This is a genomic window from Nocardioides luteus (assembly GCF_015752315.1).
GTDB lineage: Bacteria > Actinomycetota > Actinomycetes > Propionibacteriales > Nocardioidaceae > Nocardioides.
This window is the reverse complement of the sequence record NZ_JADOVJ010000001.1, coordinates 1,436,327-1,461,358: the sequence shown is the minus strand read 5'-3', so window position 1 is coordinate 1,461,358 and position 25,032 is coordinate 1,436,327. Positions and strand designations below refer to the sequence as shown.

At 70.5% G+C, this 25,032-nt stretch carries 28 protein-coding genes and 1 tRNA gene; 6 read left to right on the top strand and 23 right to left on the bottom strand.

Features of this window, described 5'->3' with window-relative positions; genetic code table 11:
- Positions 1 to 3: 3 nt before the first annotated feature.
- From HD557_RS07020 to galT, 4 genes are all read right to left on the bottom strand, one after another.
- The gene (locus tag HD557_RS07020) at positions 4 to 558 is read right to left on the bottom strand and encodes a hemerythrin domain-containing protein (RefSeq protein WP_008363874.1); all 555 of its coding nucleotides are present in this window, start codon (positions 556 to 558) and stop codon (positions 4 to 6) included.
- Positions 559 to 625: 67 nt separating this feature from the next.
- Complete coding sequence (locus HD557_RS07015) at positions 626 to 1,024, bottom strand: DUF5709 domain-containing protein (protein WP_008363872.1); 399 nt, start codon at positions 1,022 to 1,024, stop codon at positions 626 to 628.
- 78 nt (positions 1,025 to 1,102) lie between these two features.
- Entirely contained in the window at positions 1,103 to 1,288 is a 186-nt protein-coding gene (locus HD557_RS07010; RefSeq protein ID WP_196873375.1) for a hypothetical protein, read from the bottom strand.
- A gap of 105 nt (positions 1,289 to 1,393) precedes the next feature.
- Positions 1,394 to 2,500 (bottom strand): galactose-1-phosphate uridylyltransferase, encoded by a 1,107-nt coding sequence (galT, locus tag HD557_RS07005; RefSeq protein ID WP_196873374.1) that lies wholly within the window; start codon positions 2,498 to 2,500, stop codon positions 1,394 to 1,396.
- An 82-nt stretch (positions 2,501 to 2,582) separates the two neighbouring features.
- On the opposite strand from galT, the gene HD557_RS07000 reads away from it, so the two are divergent.
- Positions 2,583 to 3,389, top strand: a complete 807-nt coding sequence (locus tag HD557_RS07000; RefSeq protein WP_231380209.1) for a DeoR/GlpR family DNA-binding transcription regulator — start codon at positions 2,583 to 2,585, stop codon at positions 3,387 to 3,389.
- Here HD557_RS07000 and HD557_RS06995 read toward each other — a convergent pair.
- The 3 genes from HD557_RS06995 to HD557_RS06985 are packed head-to-tail and all read right to left on the bottom strand — an operon-like array spanning position 3,386 to position 5,597.
- Positions 3,386 to 3,595, bottom strand: a complete 210-nt coding sequence (locus tag HD557_RS06995; protein WP_008363863.1) for a hypothetical protein — start codon at positions 3,593 to 3,595, stop codon at positions 3,386 to 3,388. The genes HD557_RS07000 and HD557_RS06995 overlap by 4 nt on opposite strands.
- Positions 3,596 to 3,624: 29 nt before the next feature.
- The gene (locus HD557_RS06990; protein ID WP_231380208.1) at positions 3,625 to 4,884 is read right to left on the bottom strand and encodes a sensor histidine kinase; all 1,260 of its coding nucleotides are present in this window, start codon (positions 4,882 to 4,884) and stop codon (positions 3,625 to 3,627) included.
- Entirely contained in the window at positions 4,881 to 5,597 is a 717-nt protein-coding gene (locus HD557_RS06985) for a response regulator transcription factor (RefSeq protein WP_196873373.1), read from the bottom strand. The genes HD557_RS06990 and HD557_RS06985 overlap by 4 nt, the downstream gene beginning before the upstream one ends.
- A 173-nt stretch (positions 5,598 to 5,770) precedes the next feature.
- Here HD557_RS06985 and HD557_RS06980 point away from each other — a divergent pair, with 173 nt between their 5' ends.
- The 4 genes from HD557_RS06980 (at position 5,771) to HD557_RS06965 (ending at position 9,885) form a co-directional block, all read left to right on the top strand.
- Positions 5,771 to 6,850 (top strand): AAA family ATPase, encoded by a 1,080-nt coding sequence (locus HD557_RS06980; protein WP_196873372.1) that lies wholly within the window; start codon positions 5,771 to 5,773, stop codon positions 6,848 to 6,850.
- A complete protein-coding gene (locus HD557_RS06975) occupies positions 6,847 to 7,788 on the top strand; it encodes a DUF58 domain-containing protein (protein ID WP_196873371.1) in 942 nt (313 codons plus the stop codon). The genes HD557_RS06980 and HD557_RS06975 overlap by 4 nt, the downstream gene beginning before the upstream one ends.
- A gap of 16 nt (positions 7,789 to 7,804) precedes the next feature.
- Positions 7,805 to 8,806, top strand: coding sequence for a VWA domain-containing protein (locus HD557_RS06970; protein WP_196873370.1), 1,002 nt, complete (start codon positions 7,805 to 7,807; stop codon positions 8,804 to 8,806).
- Positions 8,807 to 9,078: 272 nt separating this feature from the next.
- Positions 9,079 to 9,885: a S1C family serine protease gene (locus HD557_RS06965; protein ID WP_050801044.1), complete on the top strand. Its 807-nt coding sequence runs from the start codon at positions 9,079 to 9,081 to the stop codon at positions 9,883 to 9,885.
- A 15-nt stretch (positions 9,886 to 9,900) separates the two neighbouring features.
- Here the strand turns inward: HD557_RS06965 and HD557_RS06960 are convergent, their stop codons facing one another.
- From HD557_RS06960 to HD557_RS06910, 11 genes are all read right to left on the bottom strand, one after another.
- Positions 9,901 to 10,260: a hypothetical protein gene (locus HD557_RS06960; protein ID WP_008363851.1), complete on the bottom strand. Its 360-nt coding sequence runs from the start codon at positions 10,258 to 10,260 to the stop codon at positions 9,901 to 9,903.
- A 9-nt stretch (positions 10,261 to 10,269) separates the two neighbouring features.
- On the bottom strand, positions 10,270 to 10,962 hold the full coding sequence (locus tag HD557_RS06955) for an arsenate reductase/protein-tyrosine-phosphatase family protein (protein WP_196873369.1): 693 nt from the start codon (positions 10,960 to 10,962) through the stop codon (positions 10,270 to 10,272).
- A 168-nt stretch (positions 10,963 to 11,130) separates the two neighbouring features.
- Positions 11,131 to 11,203, bottom strand: a tRNA-Asn gene (locus tag HD557_RS06950).
- A 66-nt stretch (positions 11,204 to 11,269) separates the two neighbouring features.
- The gene (gene dnaG, locus HD557_RS06945) at positions 11,270 to 13,156 is read right to left on the bottom strand and encodes a DNA primase (RefSeq protein ID WP_196873368.1); all 1,887 of its coding nucleotides are present in this window, start codon (positions 13,154 to 13,156) and stop codon (positions 11,270 to 11,272) included.
- A gap of 10 nt (positions 13,157 to 13,166) precedes the next feature.
- Complete coding sequence (locus HD557_RS06940) at positions 13,167 to 13,970, bottom strand: carbon-nitrogen hydrolase family protein (RefSeq protein WP_196873367.1); 804 nt, start codon at positions 13,968 to 13,970, stop codon at positions 13,167 to 13,169.
- Positions 13,970 to 14,908 (bottom strand): 2-hydroxyacid dehydrogenase, encoded by a 939-nt coding sequence (locus HD557_RS06935; RefSeq protein ID WP_196873366.1) that lies wholly within the window; start codon positions 14,906 to 14,908, stop codon positions 13,970 to 13,972. The genes HD557_RS06940 and HD557_RS06935 overlap by 1 nt, the downstream gene beginning before the upstream one ends.
- A gap of 33 nt (positions 14,909 to 14,941) precedes the next feature.
- On the bottom strand, positions 14,942 to 15,577 hold the full coding sequence (locus HD557_RS06930; RefSeq protein WP_196873365.1) for a maleylpyruvate isomerase family mycothiol-dependent enzyme: 636 nt from the start codon (positions 15,575 to 15,577) through the stop codon (positions 14,942 to 14,944).
- Positions 15,577 to 16,056: an SRPBCC family protein gene (locus tag HD557_RS06925; protein WP_008363838.1), complete on the bottom strand. Its 480-nt coding sequence runs from the start codon at positions 16,054 to 16,056 to the stop codon at positions 15,577 to 15,579. Before HD557_RS06925 ends, HD557_RS06930 begins: the two co-directional genes overlap by 1 nt.
- Positions 16,053 to 16,370, bottom strand: coding sequence for an ArsR/SmtB family transcription factor (locus HD557_RS06920; protein ID WP_196873364.1), 318 nt, complete (start codon positions 16,368 to 16,370; stop codon positions 16,053 to 16,055). Before HD557_RS06920 ends, HD557_RS06925 begins: the two co-directional genes overlap by 4 nt.
- Positions 16,371 to 16,412: 42 nt before the next feature.
- Positions 16,413 to 17,657, bottom strand: a complete 1,245-nt coding sequence (locus tag HD557_RS06915) for a deoxyguanosinetriphosphate triphosphohydrolase (RefSeq protein ID WP_196873363.1) — start codon at positions 17,655 to 17,657, stop codon at positions 16,413 to 16,415.
- Positions 17,658 to 17,679: 22 nt separating this feature from the next.
- Positions 17,680 to 18,141, bottom strand: coding sequence for an Rrf2 family transcriptional regulator (locus HD557_RS06910; protein WP_196873362.1), 462 nt, complete (start codon positions 18,139 to 18,141; stop codon positions 17,680 to 17,682).
- An 80-nt stretch (positions 18,142 to 18,221) separates the two neighbouring features.
- On the opposite strand from HD557_RS06910, the gene HD557_RS06905 reads away from it, so the two are divergent.
- Positions 18,222 to 19,064 carry an SDR family oxidoreductase gene (locus tag HD557_RS06905; protein WP_196873361.1) on the top strand — a complete coding sequence of 281 codons (843 nt, stop codon included), beginning with the start codon at positions 18,222 to 18,224 and terminating at the stop codon, positions 19,062 to 19,064.
- A 133-nt stretch (positions 19,065 to 19,197) separates the two neighbouring features.
- Here HD557_RS06905 and HD557_RS06900 read toward each other — a convergent pair whose 3' ends face one another.
- The 5 genes from HD557_RS06900 to HD557_RS06880 all read right to left on the bottom strand — a co-directional run bounded on the left by HD557_RS06900 (position 19,198) and on the right by HD557_RS06880 (position 24,909).
- Positions 19,198 to 20,169, bottom strand: coding sequence for a mucin-2 protein (locus HD557_RS06900; protein WP_307785550.1), 972 nt, complete (start codon positions 20,167 to 20,169; stop codon positions 19,198 to 19,200).
- A gap of 269 nt (positions 20,170 to 20,438) precedes the next feature.
- Positions 20,439 to 21,263, bottom strand: coding sequence for a mucin-2 protein (locus HD557_RS06895; protein ID WP_307785549.1), 825 nt, complete (start codon positions 21,261 to 21,263; stop codon positions 20,439 to 20,441).
- Positions 21,264 to 21,563: 300 nt separating this feature from the next.
- Positions 21,564 to 22,700, bottom strand: coding sequence for a tRNA dihydrouridine synthase DusB (gene dusB, locus HD557_RS06890; RefSeq protein ID WP_008363823.1), 1,137 nt, complete (start codon positions 22,698 to 22,700; stop codon positions 21,564 to 21,566).
- 37 nt (positions 22,701 to 22,737) lie between these two features.
- Positions 22,738 to 23,427 (bottom strand): hypothetical protein, encoded by a 690-nt coding sequence (locus tag HD557_RS06885; RefSeq protein ID WP_196873358.1) that lies wholly within the window; start codon positions 23,425 to 23,427, stop codon positions 22,738 to 22,740.
- Between the two features lie 81 nt (positions 23,428 to 23,508).
- Positions 23,509 to 24,909, bottom strand: coding sequence for a glycine--tRNA ligase (locus HD557_RS06880; RefSeq protein WP_008363819.1), 1,401 nt, complete (start codon positions 24,907 to 24,909; stop codon positions 23,509 to 23,511).
- Positions 24,910 to 25,032: the final 123 nt, after the last annotated feature.

Genomic DNA, 25,032 nt, shown 5'->3' with positions numbered 1-25,032 from the left:
CGGTCAGCTGTCGGCGTGCTGATCCAGCTCCTGGCGCAGGGCCTGCTTGTCCTTGTCGCCGGCGGGGATGCCCGCGTTGGACGCCTGACGGCGCATCTCGTCACGGGTGATGTCCTGGGGCATCTCGCCGAGGTGCTCCTGCCGGCTCTTCAGAAAGGCCTTGCCCAGCTCGGTACGCCGGGTGTCGTCGAGACGGCTGCGCATGCCGGGCAGCACGGTCGACTCCTCCTCCTCGATGTGGTGCGAGACGGCGTCGACCACCTCGGCCAGCTTGTTGTCATAGGCCGTGGAGTAGGGGTCGCACTCGCTGAGCTCGGCGAGCAGGCGGTCGGCCAGGAGGTGCTCCTCCTGGCTGTGCGCGACGTCGTCCGCCTCGCCGGCCTCGTCCCGGGCGACCGGGTAGACCTCGGCCTCCTCGGCACGGCTGTGTGCGGACAGGAGGGTCACCAGAACGGGGGTCAGCCCGGCACGTACCTCCGGTTCTCGCTCCAGCTTCTCGAACAGGCTCTCCACCTCACGGTGGTCCTGCATGATCAGGTCGGTCACATCTTCGGACACGGTCGTCCTCCTCTGTGCTGATAGGGATCCGGCACCCACCAGTACCCCTGAAGGGGCAGGATCAGCCTCAGTCAGGGGGCTCGTCGACGATGTGCACCGCCGCCTCCTCGGCAGAGGCTCCGGCGCCGTCGATCCCCTCGTCGTGCCCGATGAGCGTGCCCTCCTCGTCCTCGCGCACACCCTCGTCGGGGCTGGTGAGGCGACCCGAACGAGCCTCGCCCACCTCCCCGGTCACCGGCCCGTCCAGGATGTCGGCGTCGGCCTCGGCCTCCGCCTCCTCCCAGACCTCGGGCTCCTCCTGAGCGCGGCGCTCGTCGATGGTCTCGCCCTCGATCTCCTCCCGGGGCGTGACCCCCTTGGCGGTGACGCCCCGCGGGCGCTCGGGCGGGGAGTAGCCCTCGTCCAGGACGTCGTCCACGCCGCGGTCGTCGAGGGTGTCTTCTGGCTGAAGCTGTTCTCCACTCATGGCACGACCGGTATCCCCCGACCGGTCCGAGGATGCTCCGCGGCCGTTCCTACTTCACGTCCTGCTTCACGTCCTGCCTCACGCAGGCCCGCCCTCGCCGGTGTCGGCGGCGAGCAGGTCGACGTCGACGATCTCCTGATGAGAGATCTTCTCCGTGACGAGCTCCTGCTGCTCCTCGGTGAGGGTCACCCCGGCCTCCTGGAGCGCCTTGCCGAGCTCGTCCCGGATGGTTCCTTCGGGCGCGGTCTCCTGCCACGCGGTCACTCGTTCGACCACACCTCGAAGTGCCTGTACGCGGGCATCATCCTGATTCATCTCAGTCATCCGCACGCGGTACCCGGCCCTGTCGAGGACATGCGGTCGAGCGGGTCAGACCGGGTTGTCCTCGTCCGCGCGGGCGATCGCGTCGCGCAGCCGCTCGGCCTGGTGCTCCGGCGGGATGTCGGCCACCCAGGCACCCATCGCCGCCTCGCTGCCGGCCAGGTATTTCAGCTTGTCGGCCCCACGCCGCGGGCTGGTGAGCTGGAGGGTGAGCCGGACGCTGTCGCGGTGGGACCGCACCGGAGCCTGGTGCCAGGCGGCGATGTAGGGGGTCGGGTCGTCGTAGAGCGCGTCGACGCCCCGCAGGAGGCGCAGGTAGAGCGTGCTCAGCTCCTCGCGCTGGGCGTCGGTGGTGGCCGCGAAGTCCGGCACCTGGGCGTGTGGCATCAGGTGGACCTCGACGGGCCAGCGGGCGGCGTACGGCACGAAGGCGGTCCAGTGCTCGCCGGAGAGGACGACCCGCTCCCCCGCCTGCTCGAAGGCGAGGAGGTCGGCCTGCAGATTCGGCCCGTACTCCTCGATCGCGGCGAGAAGGCGCTGCGTCCTCGGCGTGATGTAGGGGTAGGCGTAGATCTGGCCGTGTGGGTGGCGGAGGGTGACCCCGATGGCCTCGCCCCGGTTCTCGAAGGGGAAGACCTGCGCGACCCCCGGGAGGGCCGAGAGCTCGGCGGTGCGATCCGCCCAGGCCTCGATCACCGTCCGGGCGCGCTCGCGCGACAGCGAGCCGAACGACCCCTCGTGCTCAGGGCTGAAGCAGACCACCTCGCAGCGTCCGACGGCGGTGGTGCTGCGGCCGAGCGCGAGGCCGGAGAGGTCCGCCGGCCCCTCCCCCGGGTCCGGGCCGAACGACGGCGACCGGTTCTCGAAGACCGCGACGTCGTACGTCGAGGGGATCTCGGAAGGGTTGCCGGACGTCTGCGGCGCCAACGGGTCCAGGTGGGCCGGCGGCAGCATCACCCTGGTCTGACGCGCGGTCGCCACGGTGACCCACTCGCCGGTCAGCACGTCCTGACGCATCTGCGCGGTCGGAGGTCGCGGAGGCAGCTCCCGCCCGTCGGCCGCGCGCTCGGCCGGCAGGGTCGAGCCGGGATCGTCGAAGTAGATGAGCTCGCGCCCGTCGGCCAGCGCATGGACCTGTTTGGGAATCCCTGTCACGGCTCGAAGGCTAGATCTCTTTCGTTATCGAAATCAACTCTTTCGCATTGACAAATGTCGACGGCGTGAGCAGCATGTCGGCATGCCCGAGCCCGTGGAGCATCTGCCGACCGAGGAGCGCCGCGACCGGATCCGCGAGCTCGTCGAGGAGCGCAGCTTCATGCGGGTCGTCGATCTCAGCGAGACGTTCGGCGTCTCCACCGTCACGGTGCGTACGGACCTGGAGGCCCTCGAGCACGGCGGCGCCGTCCGGCGGATCCGAGGCGGCGCGATGCCGGCCGAAGGCCTGCGCGAGCGACCGTTCGAGGAGGTCCAGGTCGACGCGGCTCCTCAGAAGAAGGCCATCGCCCGGCTCGCCGTCGACCAGCTCACCTCCGGTATGAGCGTCCTGCTCGACGTCGGCACCACCACTGCGGCCATCGCCGCCGAGCTGGTCCGCCGGACGGATCTGGTCGACGTCACGGTCATCACCAACGGGCTCTCGATCGCACTCAGCCTGGAGCCGGCGCTGCCCCGCCTGCAGGTCATCGTGACCGGCGGTACGCTCCGCCCGCTCCAGCACTCCCTGGTCCCGCCGCTCGCCGACACCGTCCTCGGCCGCATCCGCGCCGACCTCGCCTTCATCGGCTGCAACGGCGTCGACGTCGAGGCCGGCATCACCAACATCAACCTCCCCGAGGCGGAGCTGAAGCGGGCGATGATCGCGGCCGCCTCCCGCGTCGTCGTCACCGCCGACAGCAGCAAGCTCGGTCGCGTCCATCTCGGCCGGGTCGCCGAGATCGGCCGGATCGACACCCTCGTCACCGACGACCGCCACACCCCTGCCCTCGAGGCGATCCAGGGCGTCACCGACCTCGAGATGCTCGTCGCCAGCGGCGAGGGAGGCTAGGCAGCGGGCGCATCGGCGCGCCAGCAGTCCTCCGACGTGTGCTCGACCACCCCGTAGTAGGCCGCGGGCTCCGCGGGCGCGGTCTGGGCCGGGTCGACACGAACCTCCACGCTCATGCATCCCTGCAGGGCGAGCCCGGCGACGGTGCCGAGCAGAACCACGGGGGCGAAGGTTCTGACCCCGCGCCACGTCGTCGCTGTTCTCATGCTCACTCCTCAAACGGTAGGTCGGCGGGTCACCCGAGCAGCGGGTCTCCCTCCGGGGGTGCGTCGGTGCGGTTGGCGGAACGGTTCATGGCGTGGTCGGGCAGCCAGAGCACGAAGGTGCTTCCGGCCGGGCCACGGCTGACCAGCACGAGCCGGCCCTCGTGGCTCTCGGCGATCTGGCGGGCGATGGCGAGACCGAGACCGGACCCGTCCGTGCCCTGCTCCCGGCCGGACGACCCGTTGCCGCGGTAGAACCGGTCGAAGATCCGGTCCTGGTCGGCAGCGGCGATCCCCGGTCCTTCGTCGGCGACCGCGGCCCACGCCCAACCCTGCCGTCCGCCCATGCCCACGGTGATGGTCGAGCCCGCCGGCGCGAGCCTGACCGCGTTCGACAGCAGGTTGGCGACGGCACGTTGCAGCGCATCGGGGTCACCGACGACGACCGGTCCGCGGTGGCTGCGCTCCACGATCGTGAGGTGGCGAGCCTCGGCGGGCAGGCGGTACTCCCGGACCGCCGCGGTGACCGCTTCGGCCAGGTCGACCTGGCGGTCGGCGAAGGCCTCCGAGCGGCTGCGGGCGATGGCGAGCAGGTCCTCGAGGAGGCGGCGCATGCGGCGCGTGGCCTGGAGCACGACCACGCTCGCCTCGTGGCGCTCGGCAGTCGTCGACCGGTCGTTGGCCAGGACCGCCTCGACGTTGGTGTGGATCAAGGAGACCGGGTTACGTAGCTCGTGGGAGACGTCCTCGACGAAGCGGCGCTGGTCGGAGAACGCCCGGTCCAGGCGGGCGAGCATCCCGTCGATCGTGTCCGCGAGCGTACGCAGCTCGTCGTGCGGCCCGGTCGCGCCGATCCGCCGGGTGAGGTCGGAGGCGTTGATCTCCTGGGCGGTGCGGGTGATCGCGCCGACCGGCCGCAGCGCGCGGCCGGCCACCCACCAGCCGATGGCGAGGCTGAGGACGAACATCACGATCAGCGCGATGATCGAGTAGTTGCGCAACGTCTGGAGGGAGGCGTAGTTGACCGCCTCCTGGACATCGGCGAAGTCCGCGGCCTGGAACTCCTGCCCCGGCTTGTAGACGATGTGGCCGTCCTCGGTCTCGAACTTCTTGACCGTCACCGGGTCGAGCGGGGCGGCGCTGATGCTGCTCGAGAGCGCGAGATAGACACCGGCGAGCAGCAACGCGGTGACGCCGAACAGGAGCGAGGAGTACGTCAGCGCGAGCCGCACCCTGACGGTGCGCAGCCACCGAGGAAGCCGCACGGCCAGGCGACGTACGCCCCCGCTCATGCGGTCGCGCCCTGGTCGAGCTCGGGCAGGTCCCGGAGCCGGTAGCCGCGGCCGACGACGGTCTCGAGGGCCGGAGGCTCGTCGCCGACGGTCAGCTTGCGGCGCAGCGTACCGACCGTGACCCGGACCGTCTGGGTGAACGGGTCGGCGTTCTCGTCCCAGACGTGCTCGAGAAGCTCCTCGGCCGAGACGATGAAGGCCGGCCGAGTCATCAGATAGCGCAGGACGGAGAACTCCTTGAGGGTCAGGCCGAGCTCCCGGTCGCCCCGCCGGGCCAGCTGCCGGGCGGTGTCGAGCCGGATAGGCCCGTGGGTCAGCACGGAGGTGCCGTCGCTGCTCGGCCGGCGCAGCAGCGCCCGCAGCCGCGCGGTCAGCTCGGCCAGCTCGAAGGGCTTGGTCAGGTAGTCGTCGGCCCCCACGTCCAGGCCGCGCACCCGGTCGTCGAGGCGGTTGCGGGCGGTGAGCATCAGGATCCGCGGGACCTCCTCGCCGGCGATCGCCACTCCCCCGGTACGCAGCGCCGAGGCGACCTCGAAGCCGCTGCCGTCGGGCAGGTTGACGTCCAGGACCACCAGGTCGTAGGCGTTCAGGCCGAGCTTGTCGAGCGCGTCCGCGACCGAGCCCGCGCCGTCGACGGCGTAGCCCTCCCGCTGCAGCGCGACCTGCAGCGCGCTGACCAGGCCCGCCTGGTCCTCGACGATCAAGACCCTCACGCTCAAGAACGGTAGCGCGTGACCATGCCTGCGCAACGCGTTCGACGTGACCGCTGGGTATCGGTTCGGTCCTGCGCTTTCGGCCGGCTTTCGGTGCCGTTTCCGCTGGTTTTCGGCCTTCTTCGATGAGATCGGTGTCCGGCAGAGACATCCATCAACCAGGGAGGCCCCGCATGTGGGAAACAGAGCACCAGCCAACCCAGCCGTCCCGGCCGACCCGGCCGATCCGGTCCGACCTCGGGGCCAACGCGCTCCTCGAGCGCGTGCTCTTCGAGGTCAAGCGCGTCGTCGTGGGCCAGGATCTGATGATCGAGCGGATGCTGGTGGGCCTGCTGGCCCGCGGCCACGTGCTGCTCGAAGGGGTGCCGGGCGTCGCGAAGACACTGGCCGTACGCACCCTCGCCGGCGTCGTGGGCGGCTCGTTCACCCGTCTCCAGTTCACGCCCGACCTGATGCCCTCCGACATCGTCGGCACCCGCGTGTGGCGCCCGTCGGCCGAGCAGTTCGACACCGAGCTGGGCCCGGTCTTCGCCAACCTCGTCCTCGCCGACGAGATCAACCGGGCCCCGGCCAAGGTGCAGTCCGCGCTGCTGGAGGCGATGGCCGAGCGGCAGGTCAGCATCGGCGGCACCAGCCATCGCCTGCCCGACCCGTTCCTCGTCCTCGCCACCCAGAACCCGATCGAGAACGACGGCGTCTACCGGCTCCCCGAGGCCCAGCGCGACCGGTTCCTGCTGAAGGTCGACGTCGGCCACGTCGACGAGCTGGAGGAGATGACGATCGTCCAGCGCATGGGCACCCGGCCGCCCCGCGTCGAGCAGATCCTCGACATCGCCACGCTGCGGGAGCTCCAGTCCCGCGCCGAGGAGGTGTTCGTCCATCACGAGGTCGCGCAGTACGCCGTCAAGCTCGTCATGGCGACGCGGACGCCGCACGCCTACGGCCTCCACAACCTCGACGGGCTCCTCGCCTATGGAGTCAGCGCCCGCGGCAGCCTCGGTCTCGTCACCGCGGGCCGCGCCCTGGCGCTGCTGCGTGGACGCGACTACGTGCTGCCCGCCGACATCGCCGACCTGGCCGGCGACATCCTCGCCCACCGGCTGGTGCTCACCTTCGACGCGGAGGCCGACGGGGTCGACCCGCGCGCCGTCGTCGACGCCGTCCTCGCCGCGGTCCCGCAGCCGCGAGCGACGCCGAGCGACGACGACCCCGACACGGCCGAGCCGATGCCGAACGAGGAGCTGGCCTCGTGAGGTCGCCCTACAGCGCCTTCCGCAGGCTGGACCTGACCGTTCAGCGCCGGGTGGGCGGGATGCTCCAGGGCGAGATCGACGGCCTCCGGCTCGGTCCGGGCAGCGATACCGAGGAGCTCGTGCCCTACACACCGGGCCATGACGTACGCCGCATCGACTGGAACGCGACCGCGCGTCTGGGCGAGCCGCACGTCTGGCTCACCCGGGCCGAGCACGAGCTCGACACCTGGGTGCTGGTCGACCGCACGCCCAGCATGGCCTTCGGGACCGCGCTCGCCGAGAAGGTCGAGGTCGCCGAGGCGACCGTCGCCGCGATCGGCATCGCCGCCGACGGTCCGGGCAACCGGGTCGGGCTCGGGATCCTCGACGCCGGCGGCGTACGTTGGCGGCCGCCGACCACCGGGCGCCGGGTCGCCCGCCGGCTGCTCACCGTCGAGCCGTCCTCGCCGCGTACGGCCCCGGCGGCTGCCGGCGGCGCCACCTTCGAGGATGCGCTGGTCGAGCTCGGCCGGCGTGCTCGGAACTCCGGCCTGCGGGTGATCGTGACCGATCTCCTGCCCGCGGACGGCCGCTGGGAGCGGCCCTTCGGCTGGGAGCCGGCGCTGCGACGGCTCACCGCGCGTCACGACGTGATCCTGGTCGAGGTCGTGGACCCTCGCGAGCTCGAGCTGCCCGCCGTCGGTCAGATCACGCTCGTGGATCCCGAGAGCAACCGCCAGCACGAGGCCGACACGTCCGATCCGCGGCTGCGAGCCGCCTATGCCGAGGCGATGCGAACGCTGCGGGAGAACAACAGCCAGGCCGTACGCGCCGCCGGCGCCGACCATCTGCGGATGTCCACCGACGACGATTGGGCGCGAGCACTCGTCCGGCTCCTGCGCCGCCGGGCCCGGCACCCCCGGCCGGCCCGGCCCCGGACGGCCTCGGCCACCCATTGACCGGAAGGAGCCCCCGATGAGACTCACCCAGCCCCTGTTCCTGCTCGCACTGATACCCATCGCCCTGCTCGCCGTCGGCTACCTGGTCATGCAGCGCCGCCGGATCAGGTACGCCGTCCGGTTCGCCACCGCGCCCATGCTCGAGCGCCTCGTCCCGCACCGTCCGCGCTGGCGCCGCCACCTGGCCGCCGGGCTGGTGGTCGGAGCACTCGCCCTTCTCGCCGTCGCGACCACCCAGCCCCAGGTCCGGGCGCAGGTGCCCTACGAGCGAGCCACGATCCTGGTGGCCATCGACACCTCCGCCTCGATGACGGCCGAGGACATGCCACCCAACCGCCTGGAGGCCGCCAAGGCCGCGGCCATCAGCTTCATCGACCAGCTCCCGGCCCGCTACAACGTCGGCCTCGTCAGCTTCTCCAGCAACGCCCGCGTCGTCACCAGCCCGACCACCGACCATGCCCTGGTCGTACGCAGCATCGACGGTCTCGGACCGCCCGACGGCGGCACGGCCATCGGCGAGGCGGTCTACTCCTCGATCGACGACCTGCAGCAGATCCTCGAGGAGGCCGCCGCGTCCGGTCCCTCCCAGGAGCCCGAGGAGTCGGAGGGGTCGGAGGAGTCCGAGGAGGAGCGGTCGCCGGCCCACCTGGTCCTGCTCTCCGACGGTGGCAACTCCGCCGGCCGCAGCCCCGTCGCCGCCGCCGAAGCCGCGAGGGAGGCCGGGCTGCCCACCTCGACGATCGCCTACGGCACCGAGGGATCCAGCGCGACCCTGCCCGGCGGACAGTCGGTCGAGGTCCGCGAGGACACCCTGCGCAACCTCGCCGACACCACCGGCGGCCGGTTCTACCGCGCGTCCAGCGCCGACGAGCTGCGCGAGGTCTACGACGACATCGGCACCCTCGTCGGCCACCACATCGAATACCGCGAGGTCACGGTCTGGGTCGTGCTCGGCGCGATGACCCTCGCCTTCGCGGCCGCCGCCCTCTCGCTGCGCTGGTTCGCCCGGCTCATCTAGGCATCTCCCGGAGGACTCCGATGAACGACACCGCATCTCCCGAACGCGGGCTCGGCCGCCCCACCGGCCCCCAGCAGTGGACCACCTCGGCGCCACCCGCCCGAGCGGCCCGTCCACTCCGGCCCGCATCCCCGATCCGACCAGTCGCACCCGCGCCGACACCACCGTCCGTGCCGAGCCCGACCCCCCTGTCGGCACCCCCTCCGGCACGACGCGTGGTGCGTGACCGCTACGGCAGGGTGCGGCTGGTCGCCCAACCAGGAACCGCAGGCATGCCCCCAGGCCAGCCCGCCGAACCGCGGCCGCCCACCGGCGCCCCGCCCTCACAGCCGCCCCCGGCGCTGGTCCGGCGGCCGCGACGTACGCTCACGCTCACCCTCGCCGCGGCGGTGCTGGCCGGCGCGGCCGCCGGCGGTGGCGTGGCGATCGGGATCACCAGCCCCGACCCGGTGAGGGACGCCCTCCCCGTGCCCGCTCCAGGACCTCAGGGAGCGGCGCCGACCAACGCCACCGAGGCCGCCGCCCAGCGCATCCTCCCCAGCGTCGTCCAGGTACGCGCCGGCCGAGGCACCGGCTCAGGAGTCGCCATCGACGGCGTCGGCCACGTCGTCACCAACGCCCACGTCGTCGAAGGCTCCGACTCGGTGAGCCTGGTCCTGGCCGACGGCAGCTCGACCGCCGGCCGCGTCATCGGCAGCGACGAACGCAACGACATCGCCGTCATCGCCACCGACCCGAACGCCGTACGCCCCGCCACCATCGGCCAGAGCGGCAACCTCCGGATCGGGCAGCCGGTGATCGCCGTCGGGTCACCGCTCGGCCTCAACGGCACCGTCACCTCCGGCATCGTGAGCTCGCCGCACCGCTCCTCTGGTTCCTCTCCCGAGATGATCCAGACCGATGCCGCCATCAACCCCGGCAACTCCGGAGGCCCGCTCGTCGACCTCGACGGCCGCGTGGTGGGGATCAACACCTCCATCGCCACCCTGGGCGGGCCGAGCGGCAACATCGGCATCGGCTTCGCCGTGCCGATCGACCGCGTACGCACGGTCGCGCAGGCGTTGATCAGCCAGGGCTGAGACGGAGACGCCGCGTCAGCTCTTGGGGCTCCGTTCGCCTGCGGGCAGTCGCCAGGGCCGGGTCGGGACGCGACGACCTCGCGTGGAGCAGGAGTGCTCCCCGCCGGGCGCGCCCGCCGCGGCGTTGCGATACGGCGACTGCGGGCGCCGCGGGCGGTCGGCGGCCATGTCGGAGAAGTAGACGATGCCGGCGAACTGCTCGGTCAGCAGGGCGGCGTCGGCGGCAGGGAGGGCGTTCTTCCCCGCGTCGTCGAGCGAGTCCTTCAGGGTCTGCTCGAAGAGGGCTGGGCTGTAGTGGCCGCCGAGCTCCCCGTCAGGGCGAGCGGTGGCGCTGCTCGGTGCCAGCTGGTGGTCATGGGTGGAGCCGGTGTCCATGGCTACTCCTCAGGGCGTGGAGGTTGGCTTCTCGGGGTGCAGGCGGGACGCGAGCGCGTTGATCCGGTGCAGGAGCTCTTCGTACGCGGCGTCGAAGGCCTCGGGGCCCTTGTCGACCGGGTCCGGGATCGACCAGTGCAGCTCACCGGGCACCTTCGGAGTCTCATGAGCCCGGTCGCAGACCGTGACCACCAGATCACCCGGATCGAGCACGTCGTCCATCCGAACCGGATCGACGATCGGCAGGTCCAGATGATGGCGGGCAGCAGCATCGACCGTGCCCGGATTGATCCGATCAGCAGGATGAGTACCCGCCGAAGCAGCCGGGATCGTACTCACCTGACGCCACAACGCCGCCGCCAGATGAGACCGCGCCGAGGTACCCGTACACACGAACAGGACACGCCTGGGCACCGCCACGGGGGACGCGGTGCCCAGGCTCTCGAGCGTGTCCTGCTCGAGATGCAGATACGTACGCCTCCCGTCGCCCTCGGAACGATGACGGGAAACAACGCCTGCGCTCATCAACGTCTGCACATGATGAGCAAACAAGTTCGACGGGACAGACAACATCCCGGCGAGCTCTGTGGGGGAGGCATCACTCGTCTGGAGCCTGTCAACGATCCGAAGTCGCACCGGATCACCGAGCGCGGCGTGCACCTTCGCTCGACGTTCCAGTTCGGAATGTTGCTCAGTACCCATTGACTCAATGGTTGCTGAGCGATCTACGCAAAGTCAAGGGGTACGCCGTAAATACCGATCAAGTGACTCGCAAAACCGCGGTGACGACCCGGGGTGCGACCACGCTCAACCCGGGTAAAACGACGAACTCCGCTTGCCCTGTTTGACCAGGTCAAGCGGAGTTTCTTGCTCCCCCGGTTGGACTCGAACCAACAACCCTCCGGTTAACAGCCGAATGCTCTGCCAATTGAGCTACAGGGGAATTGCACCTTGCGGCGCGGGTGAAACCTTAGCAACCCGGAAGCGGCGATCGGAAATCGGCAGGCCCTCATTCGGCGACCAGGTTGCGCAGGCCTCGGCGGTGCTGCTCGAGGGCGGCGAGCTGGGCGAAAAGACGGTTGTAGGCCTCGGGGTCGGCGGCCGCGTCGGAGCGCTGCAGACGGCTCTTCACGTCGGCGATGCGGCGCTGGTCGAGGAGCTCGAGGAGGCGTACGACATATTGCAGGACGTACGCAGCATCCGGCTCCTTCGCGGACGGGATCGGCTCCACGGCGAGCTCGGCGAGGATGCGGTTGACGAGCGGGTCCGAGGCGGCGGCACTGAGCTTCTGGGCCCAGCCGGTGTCGCCGGTGCCGGCGCCGGGTCCACCGAGACCGGCGATGATCTCCCACAGCGCCCGGTAGAGCGGGTGGGTGAAGGCCTCGGGGGTGATCTCGCTGGTGGTGCGGCCCAGGGCGACCGGGTGCTGCACGAAGAGCTTCAGGGTCTCGCGCTCGACGGTGAAGCGCGGCTCGCGGGGGTGTGGCATCGGTGGGCGGCGCGGCGCAGCCGGAGCCTCAGGCGAGGCGGAGACGGCCTCGCGCCGCGGCGGGGCGACCTGGGGCGCCGGGCGACCGGCGGCGCGGCGTACCTCTCTGGCGGCCTCGTCCGGATCCACGCCGAGGAAGCGCGCCAGGTCGCGGGTGAAGCCCATCTTCTTGGACTCGTCGCGCACGGAGGCGACCAGCGGGGCCGCCTCACGCAGGGCGTCGACGCGGCCGTCGGCGCGGTCCAGGTCGTACTTCGAGGCGACGTTGCGCAGCACGAACTCGTAGAGCGGGACGCGGTTGGCGAGCAGCTCGCGGACCGCCTCGTCGCCCTTCTTGATGCGCAGGTCGTTGGGGTCGAGGCCGTCGGGCTCGACGGCGACGTAGGTCTGCGAGGTGAAGTTGCCGTCGCCCTTGAACGCCTTCAGCGCCGCGGCCTGGCCGGCGGCGTCGCCGTCGAAGGTGAACACGACCGCGCCCCGCAGCTGCTGGTCGTCCGAGATGAACCGGCGCAGCACCTTGGCGTGGTCGTCGCCGAACGCGGTGCCGCAGGTCGCGACCGCGGTGGTGATCCCGGCGAGGTGGCAGGCCATCACGTCGGTGTAGCCCTCCACGATCACCGCCTCGCGGGTGCGGGCCATCTCCTTGCGGGCCAGGTCGATGCCGTAGAGGACGTGGGACTTCTTGTAGATCGGCGTCTCGGAGGTGTTGAGGTATTTCGCCTCGATGCGGTCGTCGTCGAAGAGCCGCCGCGCCCCGAAGCCGATGACGTCGCCGCCCGACTCCCGGATCGGCCACATCAGCCGGCCACGGAACCGGTCGTAGTGCGACCGTCCCTGCGCCACCAGCCCGGCGGTGACGACCTCCTCGTCGGAGAACCCACGCGCGCGCAGGTGTCGGTAGAGGTCCTCTCCCCCCCGTGGCGAGAACCCGACGCCGAAGAGCAACGCGGCGTCGCGGTCGAACCCCTTCTCGGCAAGGAACTGCCGCGCGACCACCGCGTCCGGGGTCAGCAGCTGCTCGGCGTAGAACTCGGCGGCCACCTTGTGGGCCTCGACCAGCTTGCCGCGACCAGGTCCCCGACGCACCGGCGCCTCGTCGCCCTCTTCGCGCTGGACCTGCACGCCGACCTTGTCACCGAGCCGCTCGACGGCCTCGAAGAAGCTCAGCCCGTCGAGCTTCATCACGAAGTCGATGACGTCGCCGCCCTCGCCGCAGCCGAAGCACTTGTAGAAGCCGCGCGAGGGGTTCACGTTGAAGGACGGCGACTTCTCGTCGTGGAACGGGCACAGGCCCTTGTAGGTGCCGGGCCCGGCGCGGCGCAGCGTGACGTACTGGGAGACGATGTCGTCCAGGCGCGCCTTCTCGCGCACCTCCTGGATGCTCGTCTCCTTGATGCGGCCCGCCACGAGGTGAATCCTACGGGGCGACGGCGATGGAGAGCGTACGCCGTCGGCCGAGGTCGGCTCGGTGGTCGGCCCACATCCGCTGCTCGTCGCGGACACGCGCCACCTCGGCCGGGTCGATGGTGGCGACGACCATGCCCGGGGTGCTGTCGTCGAGCCGCTCGACGGGCCGGCCGAGCGGGTCGTAGACCGCCGACCCGCCGATGAGATCGAGCGGTCCGCCGACGAGGCCGGCGAAGGCGACGTACATCGAGTTGTCGAGCGCCCGGGCGGCGTAGTGCAGGTCGCGCCGGTGCCCGCCGCCGGGGAAGTAGGCGCCGGTGTTGAGATAGAGGATCGCGCCGTCGGCCGCTGCCGCGGCGGCGTGCTCGGGGAAGTTGGCGTCGTAGCAGACCGACAGCGCCACCCGGATGCCGTCGATCTCGATCGTCGTGCCGTGCTCGCCGGGCTCGAAGCGCTCGCGCTCGGGCGGGTAGAGGTGCTGTTTGTCGTACGCCGCGACCGGCTCCTCCCCCGGCGCGAGGACCAGGGTGGTGATCGTCCGTCGCCCACCTCGGGCGAGGGGCGAGTTGAGCACGAGCACCGCGCCGGTCTCGTCCACCGCCGCCTGCGCCGGGGCGAGCCAGGCGGTGTCGTCGAGCGTGGGCAGCGGACCGTCGAAGGCCTCCAGGTCCCACGAGGTGGTGAACGTCTCCGGCAACGCGACCAGGCGAGCGCCCTGCGCGGCCGCCTCGCGGACCCGACCTGCTGCTGTCGCGACGTTCGCGGCCACATCACCGGGCACCGCCGTCTCCTGGACGACCGCAACCCGCAGCATCAGTAGTCCCCCGACATCACGTTCGCCAACGGCTCCCCCGCGGCGAACCGCTCGAGCTGCTCGCGGACGACCCGGTAGGCGCGCGGCCACATCGCGCTCGAGGCGCCACCGACATGGGGCGTGATGAGCAGGTTGGGCGAGCTCCACAGCGGGCTGTCGGCCGGGAGCGGCTCGGTCTCGGCGACGTCGATGGCCGCGTGGATCCGCTCGGTGGCGAGCTCGGCGACCAGGTCGTCGGTCGCGACCACACCACCGCGCGCGACGTTGACCAGCAGCGCGCCGTCCTTCATCCGTCCCAGGAACTCGCTGTCGACCAGACCACGGGTCTCGTCGGTCAGCGGTGTGACCAGCACGATCACGTCGGCCTCGGGCACGAGCGCGTCGAGCTCGTCGAAGCCGTGGACACCGTCCCGGGCGGTCCGCGCGACCCCGACCACCTCGGTCTCGAACGGAAGCAGCCGCGCCTCGATGGCCCGGCCGATCGCCCCGTAGCCGACGATCAGGACCCGCTTGTCGGCCAGCGACGGGAACCAGCCCGGCCGCCAGGCGTGCTCGTCCTGATGACGTACGTGACCAGGGATGCCCCGCAGCGAGGAGAGGATCAGCGTGACGGCGAGCTCGGCGGTCGAGGTGTCGTGGATGCCCCGGCCGTTGCACAGGGTCACCCCCTCGGGGATGTGGCCGCGGGCCGCGTCGACCCCCGCGGTGAGCAGCTGCACGACCTGGAGCGACTTCATCTGCATCTGGCTGACCACCTCGAAGATCCGCGAGCCGAGCATGTAGGGCGGCAGGTAGAAGGCCACCTCACCGACCGATTCCGGCACCTCCACGTGGGAGCCGGCGAAGCGGGTGTGGTCGAAGAGCTCGAAGCGGAGACCCCGGGGCACCTCGCCCAGCTCGGTGGGGTCGAAGGGCAGCCAGACGAGGGGATCGCTCACACGGGGAGACTACTCATCCATCCCGTCCTGCGCTCAGGGTGTGGCCCGCACCCTGCCCGCCAGCGCCCCCAGTCCCGGCCCGGTGAGCTCGGGCAGCGCGTCGGCACGCCCGCAGACCGCCATCAGCAGCGCCTCGCCCGGGCCGGTGACCTCCTCGCCGCTTCCGTGGGACCAGTCGAGATCGGTGGCCACGAGCCGAAGGCCCTGACCGTTCCGCTTCGCCGGCAGCGGCGGGGCGATCATCGCGAAGCCGAGGACCGGAACCAGCCGCTCGGCCGGCACCTGGCGCGGCCTGCCGAGCGCGCGACGGATGTCCTGGTGGTGGATGAGCCCGTCAGTGAGCCCGATCCGGGCATCCGCCACCGCCGTCGGCCCCGACGGCTTGGCGTGCGCGCGCACGTAAGCGACCAGCTCGTCGGGGGTCCTGCTCCCGAACTCCTCCAGCCGGCGCTGGTTCATCGTGCCGAAGCTGAACCCCTGGCGCGCGAACCGGCCGATGAAGCCCGCCAGCCCGACCTCCTCGTAGCTGATCAGGTGCGCGACGACGTCGCGTACGGTCCATCCGCTGCACAGCGAGGGCTGAACCCACTGCTCCGGCGTCAGCGTCTCGAGGAAGTCGGCGAGGTCGTGACGCTCGGCGGTCGCCAGCGCGGTGCGGTCGAGGCCCATCACGCCTCCGCGAGGGCCCGGAACCGCTCCAGGTAGATCCCCCAGGCACTGTCGCCCGCGGCCCGGTCCCGCCAGCCCTGCCATCCGGCGCCGTGCCGGTCGAGGTGCCGGTGCTCGAGACGTACGCGGGTCTGCTCGGGTCCCACCGAGGTGAAGCTGAACTCGACCTCGCTGCACCGGGCCGGGTCGGGCTCGAGGTTGAAGTCGGGGGTGATGTCCCAGGAGATGACCAGCCGGTGGGGCGGCTCGACGACGAGGACGCGGGCCCACTGGCAGGTGCTGCCGTCGACGCCGCGGTCGTAGACGCGACCGCCGACCCGCGGCTCCAGCACCGTCTCGGCGATCTCGACAGGAAGCATGTTGTGATCACGCGGCTTGATCCGGTCGAAGTCCTCGGTGAACACCTTGAAGGCGTGCTCGACCGGGACGTCGACGGTGATCTCCAGGTCCACGGAGGTGGGTTCGCGGGTGATGCTCATTGCTGCTCCTTCCCTGCCCGGTAGCTGGCCTCAGCCACCTGCTTGAACGAATGCAACGCCTGGGTCCAGTACGTGTCCAGCTCGGCGCGCAGCTCGGCCAGACCCTCGAGCCGGGCCTGGTAGATCCGGCGTCGGCCGGCCGGTGTCATCGACACCAGGCCGGCCTCGCGCAGGACCTTGAGGTGCTGGGACACCGCGGCCATGCTCACCGGCAGCGCGTCGGCGATCTCCCCCACCGAGCACGGCCCGGCGGCCACCCGCGCCAGGACCTGGCGGCGGGTGGAGTCGGAGACGGCGTACCAGACATCGGTCACGACATTTAAGGTAACGCTTAAATGTCATGACGGCAAGGGTCGTCAGGGGCGCCGGCAGAGCCGCTCGTGCCAGGCGAGCGCGGTGATGTCGGTGAGCGAGGCGACCTGGTCGATCACGACCCGGAGCCGGGCGGCGTCGTCGGACGCGGCCCGCCAGTCGTCGGCGAACTGCCGCTCGAGGTCGGCGGGTCCGGTGGCGACGAGGTGCTCGACCAGCTCTCCGAGGACATCGCGCTGACGGTCCATCTTCGCGGCCCGCTCGTCGGTGCGCATCACGTAGTGCGCCGCGATCCCCTTCAGCAGCGCGATCTCCAGGCGGGTCCGCTCCGGCACCACCAGGTCGGCGCCGTAACGGGCGTAGGGGCCGCCGCCGGCGGCGTACGTCGCCTCCTTCACGGCCCCGCAGAACCGGCCGATGACGTCGGAGGTCAGGTTCTTCAGCATCGCCTGGGACCGGCGCGATCCGTCGTACGCCGCACCCTCGGCGATCCAGCAGCCGGCGGCACGGAGATCGGCGATGGTCGAGACCGCGAGGGCCCGGTCGAAGCCGGGGACGTACCAGTCGGCGACCGTCTCGACCACGCCGTCGAGGTCGAGCCGGGCCAGGTCGATCTTCCCGGCGACGATTCCGTCCTCGACGTCGTGGACGGAGTAGGCGACGTCGTCGGAGAGGTCCATGATCTGCGCCTCGACGCACTGCCGCTGCCCGGCGTCCGCGGCGCGCAGCCAGGTGAAGACCGGCAGGTCGTCCTCGTAGACCCCGAACTTCGCGCCCTTCCGCTCACCGAATCCCCACGGGTACTTGGTGCACGCATCCAGCGTCGCCCGGGTGAGGTTGAGCCCCACCGAGCGCCCGTCGGCGTCGAAGGTCTTCGCCTCCAGGCGGGTCAGGATCCGCAGCGTCTGCGCGTTGCCCTCGAAGCCACCGATGCCCTTGGCCTTGTCGGCGAGCACGTTCTCCCCGTTGTGACCGAACGGCGGGTGGCCGAGATCGTGCGCCAGGGCCGCGGTCTCGGCGATGTCGGGCTGCGGGGAGTCGGGCCCGTTCAGGGCACGGGACAGGTCGCGCGCGACCTGGGCGACCTCGAGCGAGTGGGTCAGCCGGTTGCGTACGAAGTCGTCGGCCTGCGGCCCCACGACCTGCGTCTTCGCCGCCAGCCGCCGGGTCGAGGCGGCATGCACCACACGGGCGCGGTCACGCTCGAACTGCGTACGCTCCGGCGCGACCACCCGCTTGGGCGGCTCGGCGACGATGCGCTCGCGGTCGGCGGCCCCGTATAGCTCCACAGTCCGAGAGGCTATCGCTGACTCACGGCAGGAGCCCGGCGACGTCCGCCGGGTCGAAGCCGGAGTCGTCGAGGACGTCGTTGAGCGTGATGCCCTCGAGCTCGGCCAGGACGGCCTTGGCGACGCGGCGGTCGAGGTCGACCAACACTCCTTGGATGCTGGCGCCGACCGGGCAGGCGGGGTTCGGGCCGTGGATGCCGAGGACCGGATCATCGCCCTGGAGCAGCTGCCACACCTGGGCGAGATTGACGACGCCGGGATCCGCGGCGAGCTCCCATCCCCCGTGGGCGCCGGGACGCGACCGGACCAGTCCGGCGGTCCGGAGAGGCCCGAGGACCTTGCGCACGTGGACCGGGTTGACCGCGGTGCTCGCGGCCAGCTCGTCGGAGCTGACCGGCGTCGTACGCCCGGCGGCTGCGCACGAGGCGAGGTAGGTCAGGACATGGACAGCCACCGCGAAACGCGTGTTCGTCGGAGTGGCCATACCCCCATCTTGCCTTATTGCCATCGTTATGACTACATTTGAAGAACCGTCATCACCGTGACTACAGATAGGACACCTCCATGACCATCGCCATCACCGGCGCCTCCGGCCACCTCGGCCGCCTCGTCGCCGACCAGCTCCTCGACACCGTCGACCCCGCCGAGGTCGTGCTCCTCACCCGTGACCCCGCCAAGCTCGCCGACTACGCGGCACGCGGTGCCGACGTACGTGCCGCCGACTTCGACAAGCCCGACGAGCTGGTCGACGCCTTCGCCGGCGTCGAGCGCGTCCTGCTGATCTCCACCGACGCCGTCGGCGCCCGCGTCGAGGGCCACCGCAACGCCATCGACGCCGCTGCCAAGGCGGGCGTACGCCACATGGCTTACACCTCCATCTCCGAGCCGAGCCCGGACAACCCTGCCGGTGTCGTCGCCGACCACGCCGCCACCGAGGACGCGCTGCGCGAGAGCGGCCTGGCCTGGACGATGCTGCGCAACAACCTCTACGCCGACATGCAGGTCGACTCCGTCGCCCAGGCCGCCGCGGCCGGACAGCTGGTCACCAACTTCGGCGACGGCGGCGCGGCCTACGTCACCCGCGAGGACTGCGCCGCGGTCGCCGTCGGCGTGCTGACGAGCGAGGGACACGAGGGCAAGGCGTACGACGTGACCGGCCCGCAGGCCTACACCGCGACCGACCTGGCCGCGCTCGCCACCGAGAAGGCCGGCACGCCGGTCGAGGTCGTCCAGGTCGACGACGAGGCCTACACCGCCGGTCTCGTCTCCGCCGGGGTCCCGGACTTCATCGCCCCGCTGTTCACCTCGTTCGGCACCGCCACCCGCCTCGGCAAGCTCGCCACCGTCACCGACGTCGTCGAGACGATCGGTGGTCGCAAGCCGACCCCGCTGAGCGCACTGGTCTGAGCCGCCAGACCCTCCACCGAGTCGGCGCATCTGTCCCACCGCACGACGCCGAGTCGGCGCAACTGTCCCAGCACCTTGGGACAGATGCGCCGACTCGGCGGTTCTCGATGAGACAGATGCGCCGACTCGGCTTTCAGTTGACCGCCACGTGCACGTGGTCGTAGTGGTTGGCGGTGGGGTCGCCGCGGTCCTCCATCGGGCGCCAGCCCTCGTCGGCACGGACCGGCGTCCAGATGCGCTGGTACCAGATGATGTCGTAGATGTTCAGCTCGGCGGCGTGATCCTGGACGAAGGCCGCGATCGCGTCGCCGAGCTCCTTGTCGTCGGTCATGAAGTCGAGGGCCTTGCCGTCGACGTGCTCGCCGTGCGGGTCGTAGCCGTACGTCGTGCCCGAGGCGACCGCCGGGAACGCGTTGCAGACCGCGCGGTAGAGGTCGACGGCGTCGGGGACGAGACCGTTCTCCACCGTGGCGTCGCCGCACGCCGAGAAGTCCAGCCCGGCCGGGGCGTCCTCCGAGGGCGATGGGGAGGGCGTCGGGGTCGGTGTGGGGGTGGGCTCGGGCGGGGGCTCGGGCTTGGTCCTGCCCAGGTTGCCCGCGGGGATCCACACCGGGTTGCCCTCCAGGACGATCTCCTGGCGGCCACCCTCGTCGCGTCCGGTGTAGTAGACCGCCCGGCCGAGCTTCAGCTCGCCGAGCTCCTTGGCGCGCTTCCCGTACGACGCGTAGACCGTGACGTCCTCCTGGACGTAGCGCAGCACGGCCTTCTGGGCACCGCCGCTGACCGACGTCGGCCGCTCGATGAGCGACTCGATCGTCGCGACCTCGCTCAGCGCGTCGGTCGCGCTGCCGGCACCACGCTCGCCGCTGCGGCTGACCGTCGTCTCCCGGCCGGTGAGCTCGCGGCGGTCGCTGGACATCCGGGTGTCCTCGCCGGTCGTCGGCAGCGCCGGGAGCTTCGCCTTCGCCTCGGCCCTGGCCTCGATACGCCGCTCGGCCGGCTGGGGAAGCCGGAGCCCGGACCTCTCCTCCACCTCGGAGATCACGATGCCGGGGTTCGCCGCGGCCGTCCCGGCGGCCACCGCGCCGCTGGTCGCGAACGTCACGATCCCTGCGGTCGCGACGGCTTTCTTGGTTCTACGGACAGCTCGATAATCGCCTCTGTGGCTGGTGGCCACTGCGCAATCCTTCGCTCGACTACGTGGGGGCCACCGAGTCAAGCACACACCTGTGGGGGTATCCCACGTTCGTCCGGAGACTTTTGCGATGTTGTTAACCGGCCGGACGACCGGGAACGCAGGTCGGCCCGGGCTGTCGTAGCCCGGGCCGACCGACCTCGCATCCAGCGCTGCGCGAGTTGCGAAGCAATCGCAGACTAATTCGTCGACACGTGGACGTGGTCGTAGTGGTTGGCGGTGGCGGACCCGCGGTCCTCCATGTAGCGCCAGCCCTCGGAGGCACGCACCGGCGTCCAGATCCGCTGGTACCAGATGATGTCGTAGAGGTTGAGCTCGGCTGCGTACTGCTGCAGGTAGGCAGCGATCGCGTCGCCGAGCGCCTTGTCGACCATGAAGTCCAGCGCCTTGCCCGAGGAGTGCTCGCCGTGGGCGTCCCAGCCACCGACGGTCAACGAGGCGACCTCCGGGAAGGCGTTGCAGACCGCGCGGTAGACGGTGACCGCGTCGGAGACCAGGCCACTCTCGACCGAGGGGTCGCCGCAGGCGGCGGTGCTGATGCCGGCCGCGACACCGGTGGTCTCGGGCTTCTCGTCGCTGAGGTTGCCGGTGGTCACCCAGGCGACCTCGCCGTCGACGAGGATCTCGTCGCGGCCGGACTCGGTGCGCCCGGTGGCGTAGACGAGCTCGCCGGCCTCGATCTCGCCGGCCTGGGTGGCGTGCTTGCCGTAGGCGGACCAGAGGTTGAGGGTCTCCGTGGTCCAGCGCTTGACCGCCTTGGCGGTGCCGGTCTCGACCTGCTCGGGCCCCTTGGTCAGCGTCTCGACCGAGGAGACCGACTCGCGGTCGCCCCCGTTACGGCTGACGACGGTCTCCCGGCGGTCCCCGGCGACGCGCGCGTCGTCACGGGTGCTCGGCACGTTGGCCTTGGTCGAGGAGAGGGAAGCGCCTGCGTTCTCGGCGATCAGCGACGTGGGCTCCGCGAAGGCGGCTCCGGCACCGACTGCCACTCCGGTCGCGAGCACCGCGACCCCTGCGCTGGCAACTATTGATTTGGTCTTACGGACGGCCCGAGTGTCGCCTCTGTGGCTGCCGGCCACACGCAATTCCTTTGCTCGACTACATGGTCAGTGCCCGAGCATTTCCCAAGGTTTCATCGGATGAAACCCGTCGGGGAAGGTCGGGCACGGCAATGAGTACAGCACACACGACAGGGGGTATTCCAATTCCGTTGCCGAGTTTTTGCGTTGTTTTGTACCTGTCGGGCGACTGATTCCGAAGCCCCGAAAGGCCTCTCCGGACCCCTCGGAACGGGCTCTGGAGCCTCAGCCTCCGGAGGTCTCCGAGACGTTCTCAGCGAACCCGCAGCCACGCCCGTCGGCGTCGTCCAGCCACCCCTCGGGAAGGACCACCTTGTCGCGCGGCGCACCCTGTCGCCCACGCGGCGCACCCAGCTGTGACGAGGGAAAAGGCTCGTTCCGGTCGAGCTTGTCGAGCATCTCGTCGAGGTCGGCGAGGCTGTTCACCAGACCGAGGGTCCGGCGCAGCTCGCCACCGGCACCGAAGCCCTTGAGGTACCACGCGATGTGCTTGCGGATCTCCTTGCAGCCGCGCTCCTCGCCCATGTGCTCGCAGAGCAGCTCGGCATGGCGCCGCATGATGTCGGTCACTTCGCCCAGATTCGGCAGCACGTTGACGGTCTCGCCGGCGAAGGCGGCCACCAGATCGCGGAAGAGCCAGGGGCGGCCGAGGCAGCCGCGGCCGATGACGACACCGTCCACGCCGGTCTCCTCGACCATCCGGATCGCGTCCGCCGCCTCCCAGATGTCGCCGTTGCCGAGCACCGGGATGTCGACGGACGCCTTCAGCTCCGCGATGGCGTCCCAGTCGGCGGTGCCGGAGTAGGCCTGGGCGACCGTACGCCCGTGCAGCGCAATCGCCGCTGCGCCGCTCTCCTGGGCGATCCGGCCGGCGTCCATGTAGGTCAGGTGGTCGTCGTCGATGCCCTTGCGGGTCTTCATCGTCACCGGTACGTCATAGGGTTCCGCCGCCCGCACGGCGTGCTCGAGGATCTCGCCGAGCAGACCGCGCTTGTAGGGCAGCGCTCCCCCGCCGCCCTTGCGGGTCACCTTGGGCACCGGGCAGCCGAAATTGAGGTCGACGTGGGCCACCCCGTAGTCGGCGCAGAGGATCTCGGTCGCCTTGCCGACGTAGACCGGGTCGGTGCCGTAGAGCTGCACGCTGCGTACGGTCTCGGCCTCGTCGAAGACGAGCATGTCCTTGGTGTGCTGGTCGCCCTCCACCAGGCCGCGGGAGGTGATCATCTCGCAGACGTAGAGGCCCGCGCCCTGCTCGGCGCACAGGCGCCGGAAGGCGGCGTTGGTGACACCGGCCATCGGCGCGAGCACCACCGGGGTGTCGACGGTCAGGCTGCCGAGGTGGAGGGGGCCGGGAAGGGACATGGGTCCATTGTCCGGTCAGGGCACGACGTACGGAAAATCAGGAGGAGGGCGACGCGGACGAGCTCGGCTTCGCGGAGGCCTTGGGCGCGACGTACGGCGTCAGGTCGCCCTCCCAGGTGATCGGGTCGAACTCCTCGTAGGGGCGGTAGCTCACGCCGACGAGCTTGCCCTGGTGCGGGACGAGCATGACCAGGCAGACGTTGACGCTGGCCCCGGGGGCGAACGGCTTGGGGAAGGTCTTCACGTCGCAGGGCTTGAACGGCTCCTTGAACGCGGCCGCCTCGACCAGGTTGCCCTCGTCGTCGAGGCCCCACAGCGGCGCGTCGTAGCCGCCGAGGTCGGTGTCGCCCTCGTTCTTGATGGTGGCGCGTACGAAGTAGGGCGCGCGCTCCAGGGTGGCCTCGTCGAGCTTCCAGCCGGAGAAGGTCTGCTTGTAGGAGGTCGACTCGAGCTTGGCGATGGTGATCGAGAGCTTGCCGTCGACGCCCTCCTTGGGCGACCACTCGACCGTCGCGGTCTCACCGAGCTTGCGGTCGGAACCCGGCTCGGTGATCGCACCGGGGGACGGCTCGGCCGACGCGGAGGGTGAGGCCGAGGCGGAGGCGGAGGCGCTCTCGGATGCCCGGGGTGCGTTCGACCTCGGCGCGGTGCCGCTGCACCCCATCACTGACATGGCCATGACCGCACCGGTGACGGATGCGGCGAGTACGGACCCCGCTCGTTGCATGGGGACATCCTGCCCCACTCATCTGGGAAATCGTGCGGCAGGATGCCCCATGCAACGTCTACGACGCGGTAACGGTCTCGCTCAGGCGCCGATCAGCCGCTCGGCGAAGTAGCGGCTCACACCCTCGAGCGGGATCCGCTCCTGCTTCATGGTGTCGCGCTCGCGGATGGTGACCGCGTTGTCCTCGAGGGTGTCGAAGTCGACGGTCACGCAGTAGGGCGTACCGATCTCGTCCTGGCGGCGGTAGCGCTTGCCGATCGACTGGGAGTCGTCGAAGTCGACGGCCCAGTTCTGGCGCAGCTCGGCAGAGAGGGCCTTCGCCTTCGGGCTCAGCGCCTCGTTGCGGGACAGCGGGAGCACGGCGATCTTGACCGGCGCGATCCGGTGGTCGAGGCGGAGCACGACCCGCTTGTCGACGCCGCCCTTGGCGTTGGGCGCCTCCTCCTCGGCGTAGCCGTCGACGAGGAAGGTCATCAGCGCGCGGGTCAGACCGGCCGCGGGCTCGATGACGTAGGGCAGGTAGCGCTCGTTGTTGGCCTGGTCGAAGTACTGCAGGTCCTGGCCGGAGTGCTTCATGTGGGTGCCGAGGTCGAAGTCGGTGCGGTTGGCGATGCCCTCGAGCTCACCCCACTCGCTGCCCGGGAAGTTGAACCGGTACTCGATGTCGACGGTGCGCTTGGAGTAGTGGCTCAGCTTCTCCTGGGCGTGCTCGTAGTGGCGCAGGTTGTCGGGGTTGATGCCGAGGTCGGTGTACCACCGGGTGCGCTCGTCGATCCAGTACTGGTGCCACTCCTCGTCCTCACCCGGCTTGACGAAGAACTCCATCTCCATCTGCTCGAACTCGCGGGTGCGGAAGATGAAGTTGCCCGGCGTGATCTCGTTGCGGAAGCTCTTGCCGGTCTGCGCGATGCCGAACGGGGGCTTCTGACGGGTCGAGGTGACCACGTTGGCGAAGTTGACGAAGATGCCCTGCGCGGTCTCGGGACGCAGGTAGTGGAGGCCGCTCTCGTCCTCGAGGACACCGAGGTGCGTCTTGAGCATGCCGGAGAACTCGCGCGGCTCGGTCCAGGCGCCGCGGGTGCCGCAGTTGGGGCAGGCGACGACCTCGTTGATGTCGACCGAGTCGGGGTCCGCGATGCCCTTCTTCTCCGCGTACTCCTCCTGGAGGTGGTCGAAGCGGTAGCGCTTGTGGCACGACTGGCACTCGACCAGGGGGTCGTTGAAGGTCTCCACGTGGCCGCTCGCCACCCAGGTCTGGCGGGGCAGGATGATGCTGGAGTCGAGGCCGACGACGTCGTCGCGCTGCTGCACCATCGCCTTCCACCACTGGCGCTTGATGTTCTCCTTGAGCTCGACACCGAGGGGGCCGTAGTCCCAGGCACTCCGGGTGCCGCCGTAGATCTCGCCGCTGGGGAAGACGAATCCGCGCCGCTTGGCGAGGGAGACGACGAGGTCAAGGGTGGATGCTGGCGGCTTTGCCACGATGAATGCTCTCTGCTCGAGGTGAGCCCGGCCGGCTGCCGGGCCCCGGTGTTGAGGGGGATGGATAAATCGTATCCGTGGCGTCATCTTGTTATGTACGCCGCCCGGGGGGCCAATTCGCTC

What these genes read in the sequence shown, in the direction of transcription:
- HD557_RS07015 (WP_008363872.1), bottom strand. Translation starts at nt 1,024, where the DNA reads ATGAGTGGAGAACAGCTTCAGCCAGAAGACACCCTCGACGACCGCGGC.
- HD557_RS07000 (WP_231380209.1), top strand. Translation starts at nt 2,583, where the DNA reads ATGCCCGAGCCCGTGGAGCATCTGCCGACCGAGGAGCGCCGCGACCGG.
- HD557_RS06995 (WP_008363863.1), bottom strand. Translation starts at nt 3,595, where the DNA reads ATGAGAACAGCGACGACGTGGCGCGGGGTCAGAACCTTCGCCCCCGTG.
- HD557_RS06990 (WP_231380208.1), bottom strand. Translation starts at nt 4,884, where the DNA reads ATGAGCGGGGGCGTACGTCGCCTGGCCGTGCGGCTTCCTCGGTGGCTG.
- HD557_RS06980 (WP_196873372.1), top strand. Translation starts at nt 5,771, where the DNA reads ATGTGGGAAACAGAGCACCAGCCAACCCAGCCGTCCCGGCCGACCCGG.
- HD557_RS06970 (WP_196873370.1), top strand. Translation starts at nt 7,805, where the DNA reads ATGAGACTCACCCAGCCCCTGTTCCTGCTCGCACTGATACCCATCGCC.
- HD557_RS06965 (WP_050801044.1), top strand. Translation starts at nt 9,079, where the DNA reads ATGCCCCCAGGCCAGCCCGCCGAACCGCGGCCGCCCACCGGCGCCCCG.
- HD557_RS06960 (WP_008363851.1), bottom strand. Translation starts at nt 10,260, where the DNA reads ATGGACACCGGCTCCACCCATGACCACCAGCTGGCACCGAGCAGCGCC.
- HD557_RS06955 (WP_196873369.1), bottom strand. Translation starts at nt 10,962, where the DNA reads ATGGGTACTGAGCAACATTCCGAACTGGAACGTCGAGCGAAGGTGCAC.
- HD557_RS06940 (WP_196873367.1), bottom strand. Translation starts at nt 13,970, where the DNA reads ATGCTGCGGGTTGCGGTCGTCCAGGAGACGGCGGTGCCCGGTGATGTG.
- HD557_RS06930 (WP_196873365.1), bottom strand. Translation starts at nt 15,577, where the DNA reads ATGGGCCTCGACCGCACCGCGCTGGCGACCGCCGAGCGTCACGACCTC.
- HD557_RS06925 (WP_008363838.1), bottom strand. Translation starts at nt 16,056, where the DNA reads ATGAGCATCACCCGCGAACCCACCTCCGTGGACCTGGAGATCACCGTC.
- HD557_RS06910 (WP_196873362.1), bottom strand. Translation starts at nt 18,141, where the DNA reads ATGGCCACTCCGACGAACACGCGTTTCGCGGTGGCTGTCCATGTCCTG.
- HD557_RS06905 (WP_196873361.1), top strand. Translation starts at nt 18,222, where the DNA reads ATGACCATCGCCATCACCGGCGCCTCCGGCCACCTCGGCCGCCTCGTC.
- dusB (WP_008363823.1), bottom strand. Translation starts at nt 22,700, where the DNA reads ATGTCCCTTCCCGGCCCCCTCCACCTCGGCAGCCTGACCGTCGACACC.
- HD557_RS06885 (WP_196873358.1), bottom strand. Translation starts at nt 23,427, where the DNA reads ATGCAACGAGCGGGGTCCGTACTCGCCGCATCCGTCACCGGTGCGGTC.